This is a genomic window from Pseudochelatococcus sp. B33, from assembly GCF_053570585.1.
Genome location: NZ_JBSEFH010000011.1, coordinates 165,219 through 181,200, shown reverse-complemented (window position 1 = coordinate 181,200; position 15,982 = coordinate 165,219). Strand labels below are relative to the sequence as shown.

The 15,982-nt window shown below is 61.9% G+C and carries 14 protein-coding genes and 1 pseudogene; 9 read left to right on the top strand and 6 right to left on the bottom strand.

The window, feature by feature from the left end:
• The first annotated feature begins 189 nt into the window (after positions 1-189).
• The 5 genes and pseudogenes from ACUSIJ_RS14170 to ACUSIJ_RS14150 form a co-directional block, all read left to right on the top strand.
• Entirely contained in the window at positions 190-1,905 is a 1,716-nt protein-coding gene (locus ACUSIJ_RS14170) for an IlvD/Edd family dehydratase (RefSeq protein ID WP_449309046.1), read from the top strand.
• Complete coding sequence (locus ACUSIJ_RS14165; RefSeq protein ID WP_449309045.1) at positions 1,902-2,768, top strand: amidohydrolase family protein; 867 nt, start codon at positions 1,902-1,904, stop codon at positions 2,766-2,768. Before ACUSIJ_RS14170 ends, ACUSIJ_RS14165 begins: the two co-directional genes overlap by 4 nt.
• Positions 2,769-2,830: 62 nt before the next feature.
• Positions 2,831-3,913 carry an ABC transporter ATP-binding protein gene (locus tag ACUSIJ_RS14160; RefSeq protein WP_449309044.1) on the top strand — a complete coding sequence of 361 codons (1,083 nt, stop codon included), beginning with the start codon at positions 2,831-2,833 and terminating at the stop codon, positions 3,911-3,913.
• A 20-nt stretch (positions 3,914-3,933) separates the two neighbouring features.
• Complete coding sequence (locus tag ACUSIJ_RS14155; RefSeq protein WP_449309043.1) at positions 3,934-4,659, top strand: SDR family oxidoreductase; 726 nt, start codon at positions 3,934-3,936, stop codon at positions 4,657-4,659.
• A 37-nt stretch (positions 4,660-4,696) separates the two neighbouring features.
• A pseudogene (locus ACUSIJ_RS14150) lies at positions 4,697-4,825 on the top strand (tartrate dehydrogenase); the annotation flags it as partial.
• A gap of 378 nt (positions 4,826-5,203) precedes the next feature.
• Here ACUSIJ_RS14150 and ACUSIJ_RS14145 read toward each other — a convergent pair.
• The 4 genes from ACUSIJ_RS14145 to ACUSIJ_RS14130 form a co-directional block, all read right to left on the bottom strand.
• Positions 5,204-5,725 (bottom strand): MmgE/PrpD family protein, encoded by a 522-nt coding sequence (locus tag ACUSIJ_RS14145; RefSeq protein WP_449309042.1) that lies wholly within the window; start codon positions 5,723-5,725, stop codon positions 5,204-5,206.
• A 42-nt stretch (positions 5,726-5,767) separates the two neighbouring features.
• A complete protein-coding gene (locus ACUSIJ_RS14140; RefSeq protein ID WP_449309041.1) occupies positions 5,768-5,950 on the bottom strand; it encodes a hypothetical protein in 183 nt (60 codons plus the stop codon).
• Positions 5,951-6,053: 103 nt separating this feature from the next.
• Positions 6,054-7,643, bottom strand: coding sequence for an ABC transporter substrate-binding protein (locus ACUSIJ_RS14135; protein WP_449309040.1), 1,590 nt, complete (start codon positions 7,641-7,643; stop codon positions 6,054-6,056).
• Positions 7,644-8,108: 465 nt separating this feature from the next.
• Positions 8,109-8,492, bottom strand: a complete 384-nt coding sequence (locus tag ACUSIJ_RS14130) for a CoA transferase (RefSeq protein WP_449309039.1) — start codon at positions 8,490-8,492, stop codon at positions 8,109-8,111.
• Between the two features lie 479 nt (positions 8,493-8,971).
• Here ACUSIJ_RS14130 and ACUSIJ_RS14125 point away from each other — a divergent pair, with 479 nt between their 5' ends.
• Positions 8,972-9,529 carry an aldehyde dehydrogenase family protein gene (locus ACUSIJ_RS14125; RefSeq protein WP_449309038.1) on the top strand — a complete coding sequence of 186 codons (558 nt, stop codon included), beginning with the start codon at positions 8,972-8,974 and terminating at the stop codon, positions 9,527-9,529.
• Positions 9,530-9,658: 129 nt separating this feature from the next.
• Here the strand turns inward: ACUSIJ_RS14125 and ACUSIJ_RS14120 are convergent, their stop codons facing one another.
• Positions 9,659-11,248: an ABC transporter substrate-binding protein gene (locus tag ACUSIJ_RS14120; RefSeq protein ID WP_449309037.1), complete on the bottom strand. Its 1,590-nt coding sequence runs from the start codon at positions 11,246-11,248 to the stop codon at positions 9,659-9,661.
• 749 nt (positions 11,249-11,997) lie between these two features.
• Here ACUSIJ_RS14120 and ACUSIJ_RS14115 point away from each other — a divergent pair.
• From ACUSIJ_RS14115 to ACUSIJ_RS14105, 3 genes are read left to right on the top strand one after another with little or no spacing between them, the layout of a single operon-like run.
• Positions 11,998-12,792 carry an enoyl-CoA hydratase/isomerase family protein gene (locus tag ACUSIJ_RS14115; protein WP_449309036.1) on the top strand — a complete coding sequence of 265 codons (795 nt, stop codon included), beginning with the start codon at positions 11,998-12,000 and terminating at the stop codon, positions 12,790-12,792.
• The gene (locus tag ACUSIJ_RS14110; protein ID WP_449309035.1) at positions 12,792-13,838 is read left to right on the top strand and encodes a CoA transferase; all 1,047 of its coding nucleotides are present in this window, start codon (positions 12,792-12,794) and stop codon (positions 13,836-13,838) included. The genes ACUSIJ_RS14115 and ACUSIJ_RS14110 overlap by 1 nt, the downstream gene beginning before the upstream one ends.
• A complete protein-coding gene (locus tag ACUSIJ_RS14105; protein ID WP_449309034.1) occupies positions 13,835-14,998 on the top strand; it encodes a CaiB/BaiF CoA transferase family protein in 1,164 nt (387 codons plus the stop codon). The genes ACUSIJ_RS14110 and ACUSIJ_RS14105 overlap by 4 nt, the downstream gene beginning before the upstream one ends.
• 18 nt (positions 14,999-15,016) lie before the next feature.
• On the opposite strand, the gene ACUSIJ_RS14100 is transcribed toward ACUSIJ_RS14105, so the two are convergent.
• The gene (locus ACUSIJ_RS14100) at positions 15,017-15,940 is read right to left on the bottom strand and encodes a LysR family transcriptional regulator (protein WP_449309033.1); all 924 of its coding nucleotides are present in this window, start codon (positions 15,938-15,940) and stop codon (positions 15,017-15,019) included.
• Between the last annotated feature and the right edge of the window lie 42 nt (positions 15,941-15,982).

Sequence of the window (15,982 nt, the reverse complement as noted above, 5' to 3'; positions counted from 1 at the left end):
TTGTCAATAATTTATTCGTGAACCACTGTGACTTAAAGCACTTCAGATAAAAAATGCATGGTTTTTTCTCAAAGTTTCCCCATATGCTTCGCTGTGCTGACTCTTAATTATTGACAATGTGTTCCTGGCCTTTAGAGTGAGACCGGTAGAGGGCCGACACAGAGGTCGGCAACTTGGCGGGAGAAATGTGTGTCAAGTGGTCTTCGCAGGAAATTAACGAGCTACGGGGATCCGGCGTTTTCGCTGTTCCTGCGCAAGGCCTTCATCAAGGCTATGGGTTACAGTGACGAGGCGCTCGATCGACCGATCGTTGGTATCGCCAATACCTATAGCGACTACAACCCCTGCCACGGCAACGTCCTGCAACTAGTCGAAGCCGCCAAGCGTGGAGTTATGCTGTCCGGCGCGCTTCCCATGGTGTTTCCCACCATCAGCATCCATGAGAGCTTTGCCAGTCCGACATCAATGTTCCTGCGCAACCTTATGGCGATGGAAACCGAGGAGATGATCCGCGCTCAGCCGATGGATTCGGTGATACTCATCGGCGGCTGCGACAAAACCCTGCCGGCGCAGATCATGGCGGCGGCGAGCACGGACGTGCCTGCGGTCTTCCTGCCGACCGGGCCGATGAGCGTCGGCAGCCATCGCGGCGAAAGACTCGGTGCTTGCACCGACTGTCGGCGTCTGTGGGGCAAACATCGCGCCGGCCAGATCAGCCCCGAGGAAATCGACGAGATCAATGGCCGGCTCGTGCCTTCGGTCGGCACCTGCACGGTCATGGGTACCGCCAGCACCATGGCCTGCCTGACTGAGGCCATGGGCCTGTCTCTGCCGATGTCAGGCTCGGCGCCGGCGACAGAGGCCGAACGCGTCCGGCTTGCCGAGGAAACCGGCCGGCACGCCGCGCGCATCGCCGCCTGCGGTGGCCCGACCGTCGCCGAGATCCTGACGCCGGAGGTAATGTATAACGCCATGGTCGTACTGCAGGCGCTGGGCGGATCGAGCAACGGCGTCGTGCATTTGGCCGCCATCGCCGGCCGGCTCGGGCGACGGCTCGACTTCAAAGCGCTCGACGAACTCGGGCGACGAGTGCCGGTGCTTGTCGACCTGAAGCCTTCCGGCCAGCATTATATGGAGCACTTCCACCGCGCAGGCGGCGTGCCACGCCTCCTGAAGGAGGTGGCGGACGACCTCAATCTCGAAGCGCCGACGATGTTCGAAAGCACCGTTGGCGCTTCCGTCGCCGCGGCGATTGACGTGCCGGGCCAGACCGTCATCCGACCGCGCTCCGCCCCGCTGACACCGACCGGCGCGATCGCCCTCCTCCGCGGCAACTTGGCTCCGCGTGGCGCCATCATCAAACAGTCGGCGGCATCGCAGCGGCTCTTGCGGCATGAGGGCCGCGCCATTGTCTTTGAATCCATCGAGGACATGACGCTACGCATTGATGATCCGGACCTCGACGTTACGGCCGATGACGTACTGGTGCTGCGGAACGCCGGGCCGAAGGGCGCCCCCGGGATGCCGGAGGCCGGATACCTTCCGATACCAAGGAAACTCGCCCAGGAAGGCGTCACCGACATGGTTCGCATCTCCGATGCCCGTATGAGCGGCACCGCCTTCGGCACTATTATCCTCCACGTCTCGCCTGAGGCCGCCGATGGCGGGCCGCTGGCGATCGTCCAGAACGGTGACTCCATCCGTCTCGACGTCGAGGGGCGTCGGATCGATCTCCTCCTCACCGATGCCGAGATCGACGCCCGCCTTGCGGCCTTGCCGCCGCGGCCAGCAACTGCCCCGGAAGCTGCCCGCGGCTACTATCGCCTGCACATGGAACATGTCACGCAGGCCGATATGGGCGCAGACCTCGATTTCCTGATGCCCGTCGAGGCATCTGGGGCATGACCGCCGAAGCGCCGCTCTGTCTGCCTCCGGCGCCGCTGTCGCGGCGACCTTCGGCATCATTGCCGGCCGGAACATGTGACTGCCATTTCCACGTCTTCAAGGCTGACGCCCCGCTGGTTTCGCCACGGAATTATACACCACAACCCATGACCATTGCGGACTGGGAAGTCTACGCGGATACTCTTGGCATTAGCCGTGGCGTCATCGTGCAGCCGAGCGTCTACGGACTGGACAACCGTGTCCTCGTCGAGGCGCTAGAGGCGCGACCGGGGCGCCTGCGCGGCGTCGTCGTCATCGAGCCCGACGCGCCCCGCCCCACGCTCCGCCTGCTCCACAGCCTCGGCGTGCGTGGCGTACGGGTGAACACCCGCAACCTCGGCGGCTTGCCGCTCGACGCCGTCTCGACGCTTGCGGGGGCGATTGCAGACCTTGGCTGGCACCTGCAGCTCCAGGTGAACGAAGCCGGTCTTGAAGCGTTACAGGCGATAATTCTTCAGTTGCCCGTCGAGGTCGTGATCGATCACATGGGCCACGCCGGGGTCGACGACCCGGCGCGGCGCTCGCAGGACATTGACCGGCTTCTCCGGCTTCTCGCTACAGGCCGGGCTTGGGTGAAGCTTTCCGCGCCCTATCGCCTCGGCAGCGACACAGAAGCAGTCGCCGGCATTGCCCAGCGTCTGGTGGGCATGTATCCCGGCCGACTCATCTGGGGCAGCGACTGGCCGCACACCGAACTCTGGAACAGTATGCCGGATGATGCGGACCTCATAGAAGAGGCTATGGGTTGGCTGGCCAATCCTGCGCTTGCACGAAAGGTCCTCGTAGAGAATCCCAAGGAACTCTACTGGACGGACCAGCCATAATGAAACAAGGCTGCCGCAACCGGAGTGTGCAGACGGCAAGCTAACCAGGAGGAACTAGGTCAATGGCATCGGTAACCATCGATAAGGTCTACAAGGCCTACGGCAATCTGGAGGTTATCCACGGCGCCTCGATCGACATCGCCGACGGCGAGTTTGTCGTGCTGGTCGGGCCCTCGGGTTGTGGCAAATCCACCCTGCTGCGGGCCATTGCAGGCCTTGAGAGCATCAGCGGCGGCGATATCCGGATCGGTGCCAAGGTCGTTAACGACCTCGCAGCCAAGAACCGTGACATCGCTATGGTTTTCCAGAACTATGCGCTCTATCCGCACATGACCGTAGCGGAAAACATGGGCTTCTCCCTCCGCATCAAGAAAACGCCAAAGGATGAAAAGAACAAGCGAGTCAATCGCGCTGCTGAGATTCTCGGGCTTACACAATACCTCGCCCGCTATCCGCGCGAACTTTCCGGCGGCCAGCGCCAACGCGTCGCCATGGGCCGGGCGATCGTGCGCGACCCGCAGGTGTTCCTCTTTGACGAGCCGCTGTCTAACCTCGACGCCAAGCTGCGGGTGCAGATGCGCGCTGAGATCAAGGAACTGCACCACCGGCTCAAAACCACGACGATCTATGTGACGCATGACCAGATCGAAGCCATGACCATGGCTGACAAGATCGTAGTCATGAACAGCGGCAACGTAGAGCAGATCGGCGCGCCGCTGGAGCTCTACGACCGACCAAGGAACCTATTCGTCGCAAGCTTCATCGGCTCACCGGCGATGAATTTGATCAAGGGTAGAATCGAAGACAACGGCGGCGCGCCGAGCTTCCTAACTGAAAACGGCGATAGCCTGCCTGTGGGCGTACGGGTTGGTGCGAATGCACGTCCCGCCATCCTCGGCGTCCGCCCGGAGCATCTCCAGGTCGTGCCAGCTGACACACCGGGCGCTTTCGAGGCAGAAGTCGTCGTCGTCGAGCCGACGGGAGCAGAAACTGTGGTTCTGGCCCGAACCGGCAGCAAACAAATCACCGCCGCTTTCCGTGAGCGCCATTCGTTCCGTGCCGGCGACCGTATCCGGCTTCACGCCGATCCGGCGAACACGCATCTCTTCGATGGCGTGGACAAGGGCGGCGAGCGTCTCGCCTGAGCATTACAGGAAAGCGAGAAATGAAACCAAAAACAATTCTGGTCACTGGAGCCGGCAGGGGACTCGGGCAGGCCCTCACCCGCGAAGCGTTGAATCGGGGCTATGTCGTCTTTGCCACTTGTCGCGACCCCAGCGCAGCGTCCGGCCTGATTGAGATGACTGGCACAGAGGCCGGCCGCCGCTTACACACCGTGCAAATGGATATGACCGATCCAGCCTCTGTTGCGGCGGCGCAGAAAGAGATAGCAGGGAAGGCCGAAGCGCTCCACTGCATCCTTGCCAATGCCGGCGCCAATCTGGCTCCAGGCTTCGAACTGCCCGCCTCGCGGGGGCCGCTTGCTGCGCTCGAACCGGACGCTCTCGCCGCGCTCTTCAAAATCAATGTTCTCGGCAACCTGAACATCCTACAGGCGTTTCAGCCCATGCTCGAGGTCGCTATCGGCGCTACCGTTATATGCATCTCGTCTGACCGTGCGTCCATCGCCCTCGCGGGGCGCGCATCCATAGGCTACTCGATCAGCAAAACCGCACTGAACATGCTTGTCAAAAAGATTGCGCCGGAATTGGAAGAAGCTGGTATCCGGATCATTGCCGTGCATCCAGGTTGGATGCGAACTGACATGGGCGGTCCCACGGCTAGTGTCGATCCCGCGGATGCAGCCTTTGATATTTTAAAGTTGGTGGAAAGCCCGGACTATCCTACCGGTGTCTTCCTACGGACAGATGGAACGCCACTGCCATGGTGACCATCAGGGCTCACCGGAGAAGACAGGGAGACTGACAGTGCGCGAATATTCTATCGTCGCAATTCCTGCCGACGGCATCGGGCCGGAGGTCATCGGCGCCGGCATCACGGTGCCGGAGGGGCTGGCCCAGCAGCGAGGCGACCTCAGGCTGCGCTGCAGCAGGTTCTGAATCCCGGGCCGCCGCGCCAGCGTAGCGTCGCTGAGGTGTCGATACAATATCGCCATCGACCAGCCCAGCGGCTATGGCGTACTTGATGCTGAACTTGCCCTGCAGGCCCTGCTCCAGGATGTCGACATAGAGGATGTCGACATGGAGGATGTCGACATGGAGGTTCTCGAGCAGCCCCTCCGTCGCCGAGATCTCGATGCGTTCGATGGTTCCAGTGGTCCTCCACCCTGTCATGCCGCAGATCGACGACGGCACGCGCGGCACGCTGAGAGCAATTGCACAGCGGAAACGCCTTCATTCCAAAGCCAGGCGTCTCGATGGCCCAGCTGTCGCCCCAGCTTGTGCCGATCTTCGCGACATCGTAGTTGCCCGGTCCTAGCAGCGCGTTGAACAGGCCGGAATGTCCCGGCACGGCCGTTCGGCTCGCCTGGTAGCGCTGCTGCGCGAGCAGGGCGCTGAACGCGCCGGCGCGGGCGGCGTTTCCCGCGTGAGCTGGCTTTCCCCAGGTACCGAAGTGCTCAGGAGGCCGATGCTCGAAGATGCCGCCAAGCCGGTCGCCACCAGCAACTTGTCCCGGTCGAGCTTGAGCATCTTGCCCGCTCCAGCCGCCGCAGCCAGCGTCCCGCAGACGCTCATTGTATGCACGCCGCGCTTCTTGAGCTGGCAGTCATAGAAGCGAAAGGACCGGATGAGGCGGGCGAATACCTCATAGGCCACCGCCATTGCGGTAATGAGATCGGCTCCGCTCGACTGCTGGCGCTCGCCTATCGCGAGCACCGCCGGCACCGTGCAGACACTCGGATGGGTGAAGCCGACATCGTCGAAATTCAGCTGATGGCACAGCGTTCCATTCGTCCAGGCCAGCGTCCCAGGCTTCCGCCCGCTTGCCGCTGCCAAGCAACGGGGAACCGCTCTCGCGCCCCTGGAAGACGCCGGCGATCACCTTGCCGTGGGTTCTTCCGACGCGGCGATGCCGACTTCCACGATATCCATCAGATGATCGGCAATACGCACCCGCGCCGATGCCGGTATATCGTCAAGCGTGGTCTTCTCCACATTCGTGCAGAGAAAATCGATCGCATCATGCTCATCGGGGGCGATGCCCTTGGCATGAATATTCATGATACCCACCTGTAAGTCGAATATTGCAACTCTGTGGCAACCGTAGCCGGTGCATTTTCATGCTTCGGGTCGGCCAGAGGCCGACCCGGCGCTGGCATTATTCTCACTTATCTTCGATGGTAATGTTCCAATACACCGGCATGCCCGCTTTCAGGACGCCCTTAATATTCTTATGGAACGCCGTCGGCTGGAAGAACTGGCCTAGCGGGATATACGGCACCGTCTCGTAGGCACGACGATTGAGCTTGTCGAGGATCTCCCTCTGCTCCTCCTTGGTCGCTGCGGTCGACCAGGCCTGAACCAGCTCCATCAGTTCCTCGTCGCACGGCCATCCAGGCCCGGCCTTGTCGCAACGCGAATTGAACCAGGTTGCCGTGGTCGGCATCGCGGCGTTCGCGGCCGAACTCACCGCGAACAGATTCCAGCCCTGCTTCCTGTCGCGCACGCCCGTCAGCGTCGAGTAGTCGCCGGCGAGGGACTGCACATTGACGCCAGCGTCGCGCAGTTCCTGCTGCATTATCATGGCCGCAGTCTGGTGCGTCTGCCGGTCGGTGGTCGCCAGGAAGACGATGGGTTCGCCATTGTAGCCTGCTTCCTTCAGCAGGGCCTTGGCCTTCTCCACGTCATAGTCTTTCAGGACATCGGAACCGGCCTCCGTCTCGTTCTCCGAGCCGCACATGAAGTAGGCGCCGCAGAAGTCGAGATAGTAGTCCTCGTCGCCAATGATGGCCTGCATGATCTCCTTCTGACGGACAAGGTGCAGCAGGGCCTGTCGCGCCTTCACATTGTTGAAAGGAGGCTGCGTATGGTTCGGTCGCAACAGGAACACCTGGCCGTAGACCTCGAGTACCTTGATGTCGACGTCCGGATCATCTTTCAGCAGTTGCATGAACTGCGGTGGCGGCTGCTCGTAATAGTCGATCTCGCCGGTCCGGAATGCCGAAAGAGCGGTGTTGTCATCCGGGAAATAGTGCCATTCCACACGATCGATATTGACCACCTTGCCGCCCGATAGCAGGTCGGCAGGTTCGGAGCGGGGCTTGTAATTCGGATTCCTGACAAAGACCGCCTTACTGCCGGGGATCCACTCGTCGGCCTTGAATATGAAGGGACCGGAACCGATGGACTCCATGATCGGCATGCCGGCCGGAGTCTTGGCTATGCGCTCCGGCAGGATGAACGGCGCGCCGCCGATCTTCGACAGCGCGGTCAGGACCATTGACCACGGGCGCTTGAGCGTGAGGGTGAAGGTCTTGTCGTTGACGACGTCCATCTTGTCGACGAACGTCTTCATGCTCTGCCCCATCGGATCATATTCCATCCAGCGGGCAAGCGAAGCGATGCAGTCGGCCGAGCGTACCGGCTCGCTGTCGTTGAACAGCAGACCGTCACGCAAGGTGAATTCGTAGACCTTGCCGTCCTCGCTGACCTTGTAGGTGTCGACCATCTGCGGCTGGGGCTCGAGCTTCGAATTGAAGGCGAACAGTGTGTCGTAGACCGCATAGCCGTAGCGCTGGGTGATGAACGAGGTCGTCTGCGCCTGATCCAGCGTCCGCAGATCCGCATGTACAGCGACCCGGAGCACCTTTTCCTGGGCTGCTGCTCCCTGCCCGATGGCCATGACGATCAGCAGCAGCGCCGCCAGGATCCCGGTGCGGGAAAATAGACTTCGTCTGGAATTCATCAGCTTCATTACCTCCCTATTGGCGTGGCCTTGGGTTCGAGCCCAGGCCATCTTCGACTGACACGTCGTTATGCTGGGGCGTTGCATCCGCCCTCGGATCGGCACGGCACATCAGATTGGGGGCGCTTCCGAAGCGCGATTGGCTTCGGCAAGCTACAAGCCGCTTTGGCGAGCGGCAGTGACTGCCGTCTGCGGCGGCCTAACAGAACCGAAAACGTAGCGACGACGCTGCAAAACAGCGGACGCCTCCGAGGACCGAATTCCTTCTGCTTCGATGCGTGCCGATCTACAGCTAAATGAATTATGAATTCATAGAGCCATAGCGCTATCGGCGTGTCAATGTCTTTTGACCGTTTCCGGGCTCCCGCCACCGCTCACGTCCGAGTGTCCTACGTCATTGGAAATGCTTACTCGGGAGGATATTCGCCGTCTGCGCTCCAGCGGCCTCGATGCCCGGAGACCGTGTGACCGGCATCAGGCTTGAGCTGGAAGAAAAATATCGCTGACGATGCAGCCGCCGCTGCGACGACAAGAAAAGCGGTCGAGATCCAGCGCGGCGTTCAGCCTCCCGCAGCTCGAATCCAGCAGTACGTCGGCACCGGAAAGCAGGCCGAGCATCTGCTCACGGCCACTCGCGCTTTCCAGGTCGAGGACAACCGACCGCTTGCCGCGATTGTAGTTCCAGAAGAACAGTGACCGCTCGGGATGAGCGTCGTCGCCAAAGAACGGCCCGAGTTGACGCGTGCGCGCACCCTCCAGTGGCTCGACCTTGATAACCTCGGCTCCGAGGCCCGCAAACAGGAGGCCCGCATATTCGCCAGGCTCGTCGGCGTATTCGATGACCCTCAGGCCAGCCAACAGTCCCCCAGCATGCTCGCCGGGACGCGGCCTCGGCGATTCCGTGCTCTCCTCATTATGCAACGCGCACTCCTTCGATATCCACTTGAGGTCAAGAACAGCAGACCCACGGACGTACGCGCAGCTACAAAGCGCCAGATCTGGGCTGCCGTGACGTTTATTCTTTCATTTACGTTTATGGTAGCTTGGAAAGACAGAATCTTCTCCCGCATTTCTTGTTTTGCGCAGCCGATCCGCTCGATGCGAAACGCCGTCGCCGTCGCGGGTCGAGCCGCGACGGTTGACTAACTACCAGCATTTGAATTAAGAATTCAAATGGATATTCATACCCGAAGTGAAGGCAATAATCCGAGAGATTATCGAGGGATACGGCTACTCGCCCGGTGGCGAGGCGCCCGCCATTGTTTTTGATCCCTTCTCCCGGAACAGTGGCAAACAGGAACCAGCAGACGGATATTTACCCTGAGCTGAAGCTTTATATGGAATGGAGGAAGAAGTCTGGCCACGATGTCATCAATCCGGGGGACGAGAGCGTCCTGGGAACGGTGCCTGATGCCGATGGGGCGGATCTCGATGATGCGCTTGCGGCCGCCGCTGATGGTTTCAGGATCTGGTCGCGCACCTCGCCCGCGAAGCGGGCCGACATCATTGTTAGTGCCATCCAGCTGATGCGCAGCCGCGTCGAGGACATGGCCGTGGCCATGACCCTCGAGCAGGGTAAGACGCTGGCGCAATCGCGGGTCGAGATCCTGCGCGCCTGCGATCTCATCGAATGGGACGCGCAGGAGGGACGACGCGTCTATGGCCGCATCGTTCCCGGCGATCAGGGTATGTGCTACTCGGTGCTGCGCCAGCCAATCGGCGTCGTCGCCGGCTTCTCGCCTTGGAACTTTCCGGTCAGTGCTCCCGCGCGCAAGATCGGCGGCGCGCTGGCTTCGGGATGCTCGATCATCCTCAAGGCTTCGGAGGAGATGCCCGCCGGCACGGCCAACTGGTGCAGGCCTTTGCCGATGCCGGCCTGCCGCCGGGGTTGCTGAATCTTGTATTCGGCGATCCACCCTCCGTCTCCGGGCATCTCATTCGGAACGCGCCTTGGGCGGCAGATCCCGATCTCGCACCGCGCCAAGGCCGGCCGCAGCTCAGGGCCGCGGCCGGTACGGGGCACGTCAATCCTTGGTGATGTTCCAGTAGACCGGGATGCCGGCCTTCAGAACGCCGTGGATGTTCTGGTGATAGACGACCGGCTGGAAAAACTGGCCGATCGGAATGAACGGAACGCTTTCATAGGCGCGTAGCTGCATCTCATCGAGCAGATTCTTGCGCTCCTCCGCATTGGGTGCCATCGACCATTTCTCCATGATCTCCATCAACTTCGGATCGCATGCCCATCCCGGCGCGGCGTCCTCGCAGCGCGAGTTGAAGTAGGTCGACGAGATCGGCGTCGCCGCATTGGCCGCCGAGGTGGTGACGAACAGGTTCCAGCCCTCTTTCTTGTTGCGCAGGCCGGTTAGCGTCGACCAGTCACCGGACACCGGCTGAATGTTGAGACCCGCGTCGCGCAAGGTCTGGATCAACACCATCGAGGCCGCCTGATAGGTCGGCCGGTCCGTCGGCAGCATGAAGATGATGGGCTCGCCCTTGTAGCCCGCCTCCTTCATCAGTTCCTGGGCCTTCGCGACGTCCGGATGGCGCAGCACCTCGGAGCCCACGCTGGTCTCGTTCTCCGAGCCGCACAGGAAGTAGGCGCCGCAGAACGAGAGGTAGTAATCGGGATCGCCGACCACCGCCTGCATGATCTCGCTCTGATTGATCAGGTGCAGCAGCGCCTGCCGCGCCTTGACGTTGTTGAAGGGCGGGATCGTGTGGTTGGGCCGTAGCAGGTTGAGGTTGCCATAGATGTCGAGAACCTTCATCTCGACATTCGGATCCGCCTTGAGAATCGGCAGGTACTGCAGTGGCGGCTGCTCGTAGTAATCGACCTCGCCCGCTTGGAACGCCGACAGTGCCGTATTGTCGTCGGGGAAGTAATACCACTCAATCCGATCGAAATTAACCACCTTACCCCCGGAAAGAAGATCGGCCGGCTCCTTGCGCGGCACGTAGTCCGGGTTCCGCACGAATACGACCTTGCTGCCCGGCACCCATTCGTCCGCCTTGAACAGGAACGGACCGGAGCCGATATGGTTCGTGATCGGCGTGTCGGCCGGCGTCTTCGCGACGCGCTCGGGCATGATGAGCGGGGCGCCGGTGAGCTTCGACAGCGCCATCAGGGTCAGGGACCAAGGCTGCTTGAGGATCATCTTGAAGGTCTTGTCGTCGACCGGCTCCATCCGGGCGAGGAATCCCTTCAGCGTCTGTCCCATCGGATCATAGTCCATCCAACGGGCGAGCGAGGCGATGCAGTCAGCCGAGCGCACCGGCTGGCCATCATGCCATTGGAGGCCGTCGCGCAGCGTGAAGGTGTAGGTCAGCCCGTCGTCGCTGAGCGAATAAGTATCGAGCATCTGCGGTTGCGGCTCGAGCTTCGAGTTGAAGGCAAACAGCGTGTCGTAGACGGCGGCACCGAACCGCTGGGTAATATAGGCTGTCGTCTGAGCCTGATCGAGGGTTCTGAGATCGGCATGGACGGCGACCCGCAGCACCCGGTTTTCCGGCACTTTCGTGTCTTGGGCGTACAGCCCGTCATCCGCGGCCATGCTCGCCAGCAGGAGCGTGCCGGCGGCGATGCAATGGAATAGGCGACGCGTTATATTCATGACATTCATTGTGGTCATTCCTCCCGATAGTCATTTGTTTGTTCCCGGCGGCGGCGACCAATCGATCGGCGCCGATGTCCCGGTCTTCAGCTTCGTGCCGGTCTGGATCGCTGATCCTCGCCTCATTCATCGCGGAAGAAGCGGCTTCTGCTCGACGAAGTCACCGTGGAATACCCCCGTCACTCCAGTTCGACGCGTCTCATGCAAGAGCGGGCCGTCTCCTGCACATCTCGGCAATCGGCGACAATCGATCTTGCATTAAGAATTCAATCAGGTCCAGCCTATACCGGAGCTCTTAGCCGTTTGACGCCCTGTTGGGACCAGGCGTCCCGCCTCCTCGCGGCGTTGCCTGCTCTCGGATAGACGAGGTGCATGACTTTTGCTCATGCTTGAACTTCCAAACAATCGTTCGTAGATTCCGTAACGCTGATGTTAATAGAAAATTCAAATGAAACTGTTGATAAGAGAGGAGGACATAAGAGGATAAATTATTGCATTTCTCTCGACAAAAATCATAAAATAATATTGCATATACTATAATATAAATGCAATGCTCGGCTCGATGACTGCATTCCCAGCGCGGCGCGTCGAGCCTCGGGCTTGCTCCGGAAGAGGCACGGCATCGGAACCGGATCGGCTGCAGCGTTTCCGCTTGCCGCTCGATCACATGACCCCCGTGATGTCCACATGCGGCCGTCGAGGGGCGGCATGAGATTCCGGATGTCGGTCCTCAGAACAGGGAGGCAGGAATGTCACACGTCACCACGCAGATTTGCGACGAGATTAAGCTGTTCCGGAAAGCTGAATACGCGATCCTGCAGATCGACCGCGAGGCAAAACGCAATGCGATGAACCGCAGCGCCCGGATGGGTATGCTCAAAGCCTTGGATCAGGTCAGGGAAGACTGCCCCGTGGTCGTGCTCACAGGAGCCGGCAAGGCGTTCTGTTCGGGAATCGACCTCAAGGAGCGCAGCGCTGACGTCGAGCGCGGCGCCGCTACCGGCTCCCAGGAATGGGCGGACGTTAATGTGGCTATCCGCCAGCATCCAGCCATCTTCATCGCGGCCGTGAACGGCATCGCGCTCGGCGGCGGCGTTACCCTGATCAATGTCTGCGATCTTGCCCTTGCGGCGGAAGATGTCGAGATCGGCATGCCAGAGCAGATGTATTCCACCTATCCGGGCCTTGCGGGCCCCGCGACCCAGTTGTCCCTCTCGCGCAAGCGGGCGGCATGGATGGTTCTTACCGCGGAGCGCATATCGGCTCAGACCGCGTTGGAATGGGGCCTTGTCAATGGCTGCATGCCGGCGGCGGAGCTGCTGCCGACAGCCGAGGCCCTGGCCGGAAAGATCGCCACGTTCAACCCGATAGCCCTATCCGCCTCAAAGCAGGCGCTGGATCGCATTCCCGCGACCATTACCGACTGGCGCCAGGCATTCGCCTATGGCGGACTTACCAATGCCGGCATCCGCCTGCGGATAGGCACCAACAACCCCTATACGGGCTTCCTCGATGCCGGCTCGTCGACGAAGGGGCCGGAGTGATGGCCACGTCAGCGATAGCGGGAGCGCCGTCATGGACGCCACTCACCGGAATTCGCATCGTCGAACGCTTCGGCGGGGAATCGACAGAACTGGGCATCGTGGCGGTGTCGTTCGCGGGCACGCTTGCCTCGCGCCTTGGCGCGACGGTGTTCCGCGCCCTCGACCCGTCCGCCGATCCGTTGCGTCACCGGCCGCCGCGGTTGCCGGATGGCACCAGCGCGCTGTTCCGATTTCTCACCTCGTCAAAGATCTTTGGCGAGGTGCTGGGCGGCAGTGACCACCATTATGTTCTGACCGACGACGCGGGCGTCGCATCGAGCGGCGCGACGGACCGCGTGATCCACGTCAAGCGGAGCTTCGACGCCGAAGGAGGCAGCCGGCCCCAGAGCGAGCTCACCATCCAGGCGGTTGCCGGTCTGCTCGACATCATGGGCGAGGAGGGACGTCCGCCCCTGCCGCTTCCCGGCAATCAGGCGGCTTACACGGCGGGCCTCGCGGCGTTCAATGCCCTGCTTGCCGTGCATCTGTCGGAACTCCTGGGGCGGCCGCGCGCGGCCGCGCAGGTCGGCATCGCCGAAGCGGCAACCTGGGTAAACTGGAAGCATCAGCTCGACAGTGTCAGCAACGCCCGCGAAGCGGGGCGGGAGCAGCGCGACGAATGGGTGGCGATGCCCTGCGCGGACGGCTTCATCGCCGTCGTCTATCGCGACGGCGACATCCAACGCCTCGCCGAGTTGATTGGCGACCCACGTCTCGCCGCCCCGGAGTTCCGCACCCGGCGCTCGCGTCAGGCGAACCTCGTACGCTTTCAAGGTCTCGTCGCCGACGCCTTGCGCACGCGTACCAAGGCGGACATCGCGACCGCCTCCGCGCGGCTGCGGCTTCCGCTGGCGCCCGTGGTCGCTCCCCACGAGCTTGCCGAGGACGAGCAGATGATAAGGCGCGGCTTCTTTGCCGAGGAGGACGGATCGCGGGTTCCGCGCCTGCCGTTGCTGTGGCGCGGACCGACCGCCTCGGACAATTCGAGTGAGGAGGGTCTGCCGTGACGTCGCCCGCCTATGAAGTTCTGAAAGGCATACGCGTCATCGATCTGGGGATGATCACCGCGGGTGCGAGCACGTCGGCGATCCTTGCTGATCTCGGCGCCGAGGTGATCAAGGTCGAAGGACCGAACTATCTGGACCCTTTCCGCGACTGGAACGGAAAGGCCGAGGCTGCCGATTGGTGGAACAGGAGCCCCTCCTTCGTCGCCACCAACCGAAACAAGCGAGGCGTATGTCTGAACCTCAAGACGGATCACGGGAGAGACGTGTTCCTGCGGCTGGTCGAGGAGAGCGACGTCGTGGTCGAGAATTTCCGCGTTGGCGTGCTTGAAGGCCTCAGGATCGATTATGCGACCCTATCGAAAGTGAACCCGAGGATCATTCTCGCCTCCATTTCGAGCCAGGGAGCGACGGGACCACAGGCGAGAAACGTCTCGTTCGGATCGACGCTGGAGGCGTCCAGCGGATTTGCCTCCCTCATCCGCTATCCCGACACGGCGACGCCGCATATCACCGGGCGCTCGCTGAATTATCCCGATCAGGTCGTGTCGCTGTTTGCCGCCGGCATGGTCATGAGCGCCATCGTAGATCGGCACCGCACCGGCCGCGGGGGTCACATCGACATGTCCCAGCGGGAAGTCACCTCCTACCTCATCGGCGAGGTGCTGCTCGCGGCCCTCAATGGCGGCAGCCTGGAAGAGACGGCCCCGACGGACGACAATCCTCTCGAAGGCGTATTCGCAAGCCGCGGTGGCGAATGGGTCGCGGTCAGCCCGGGGGACGATGCGAGGCGGTCCCTGCCCGCCCTGTTGGGAGCCAGTCCCTCCGAGCCTGTGCTCAGGGAATGGATAGCCGCCCGGTCGGGCAGGGAGGCGGTCGCACAGCTGCGCGCGGCGGGGTGCGCGGCGGAGATCGCCGTCACCGGAGCGAACAGGCGCACATCCGACCGGTTCGCTGTCGCCGGCGCCTTCGCTGCCGATCCGGAAGGCAACATGGTGAAAGGTCTTCCCTTGCGGATCGGGTCGCGGGACGTAGATATAATGCGGTGCGCGCCGGAGCTGGGCGAGCACAATCACGAACTGGCGGCGGCCCTGGGCATGTCGGAACAGGAATATCGCGCCCTGTGGGAGGATGGCATATTCGCCGACAAGCCGTCAGCATGAGCGCGCGCATGATCAGCTCTAGCGCCGGTCCGCCCGCGCGTATCCGGCAATGTCCGCAAGCATTTCCCTGTCCTCGACGGTCTCGGCAAGGATCCAGTCGCGGAAACTCCTCAAGGCTGCGGACCGGGAGTGCTGAGGCATGCAGGCAATATAGTAGGCCTTCGAAACCTCGACGATCATGGGAAGTGGCGCGACCAGCGCGCCGCTTCGCAGGCCGGCCTGCACGAATTGGGGCTGGGCGACCGATACGCCGAGGCCCTTCTCGGCAGCGACCAGCGCCATTGCCGACGACTCGAACCGAAGGCTGCGGCTGGTATCCAGCTCTCTCAGGCCGACGCCCTCCAGCCATGTCGGCCATTTCGAGGGCGCGGCGACCGAGTGGAGAAGCGGCGCGTTGACCAGCTCGGCAGCGTCGCCCGCCGGAAGGAACTCCGTCTGCACGGCTGGACTGCAGACCGGCATCAGTGCCATCGGAAACAGGCGGTCCGCCAGATAGAAATCTCCCGGCCCGCTGCGGATCACGGCATGCACACGCTCCTGCTCGGGATCGATCGGCCTTGTGGACGCCGTCAGCTGCAGGTCGATATGCGGATGCATGTCCTGGAATTTCTTCATCCGCGGTATTAGCCAGAACATGGCGAATGTCGTATAGGAACGGATGTGAAGGATTTCCTTGCCGCGGGCCGCTCGCTCCGTCGCCCAGGCCATGCGCTGAAAGATGTCCGCCAGCTCGGTCTTGTAGCGCTCTCCCTCCGGCGTCAACACCAGCAGGCGCGGCTTGCGCACGAACAGCGCCACGCCGAGCCAATCCTCGATATGTCGGATATGGCGGCTGACGGCCGATTGCGTGACGTTCAACTCCTCCGCCGCCTTGGTGAAGCTGAGGTGGCGAGCCGCCGACTCGAACGCCCGGATCGATGAAAGAGGCGGTAGCTTCGGCATCGCGGGAATTTCCCGGCAGCGGCGGTTTCACATCCGGCCCGC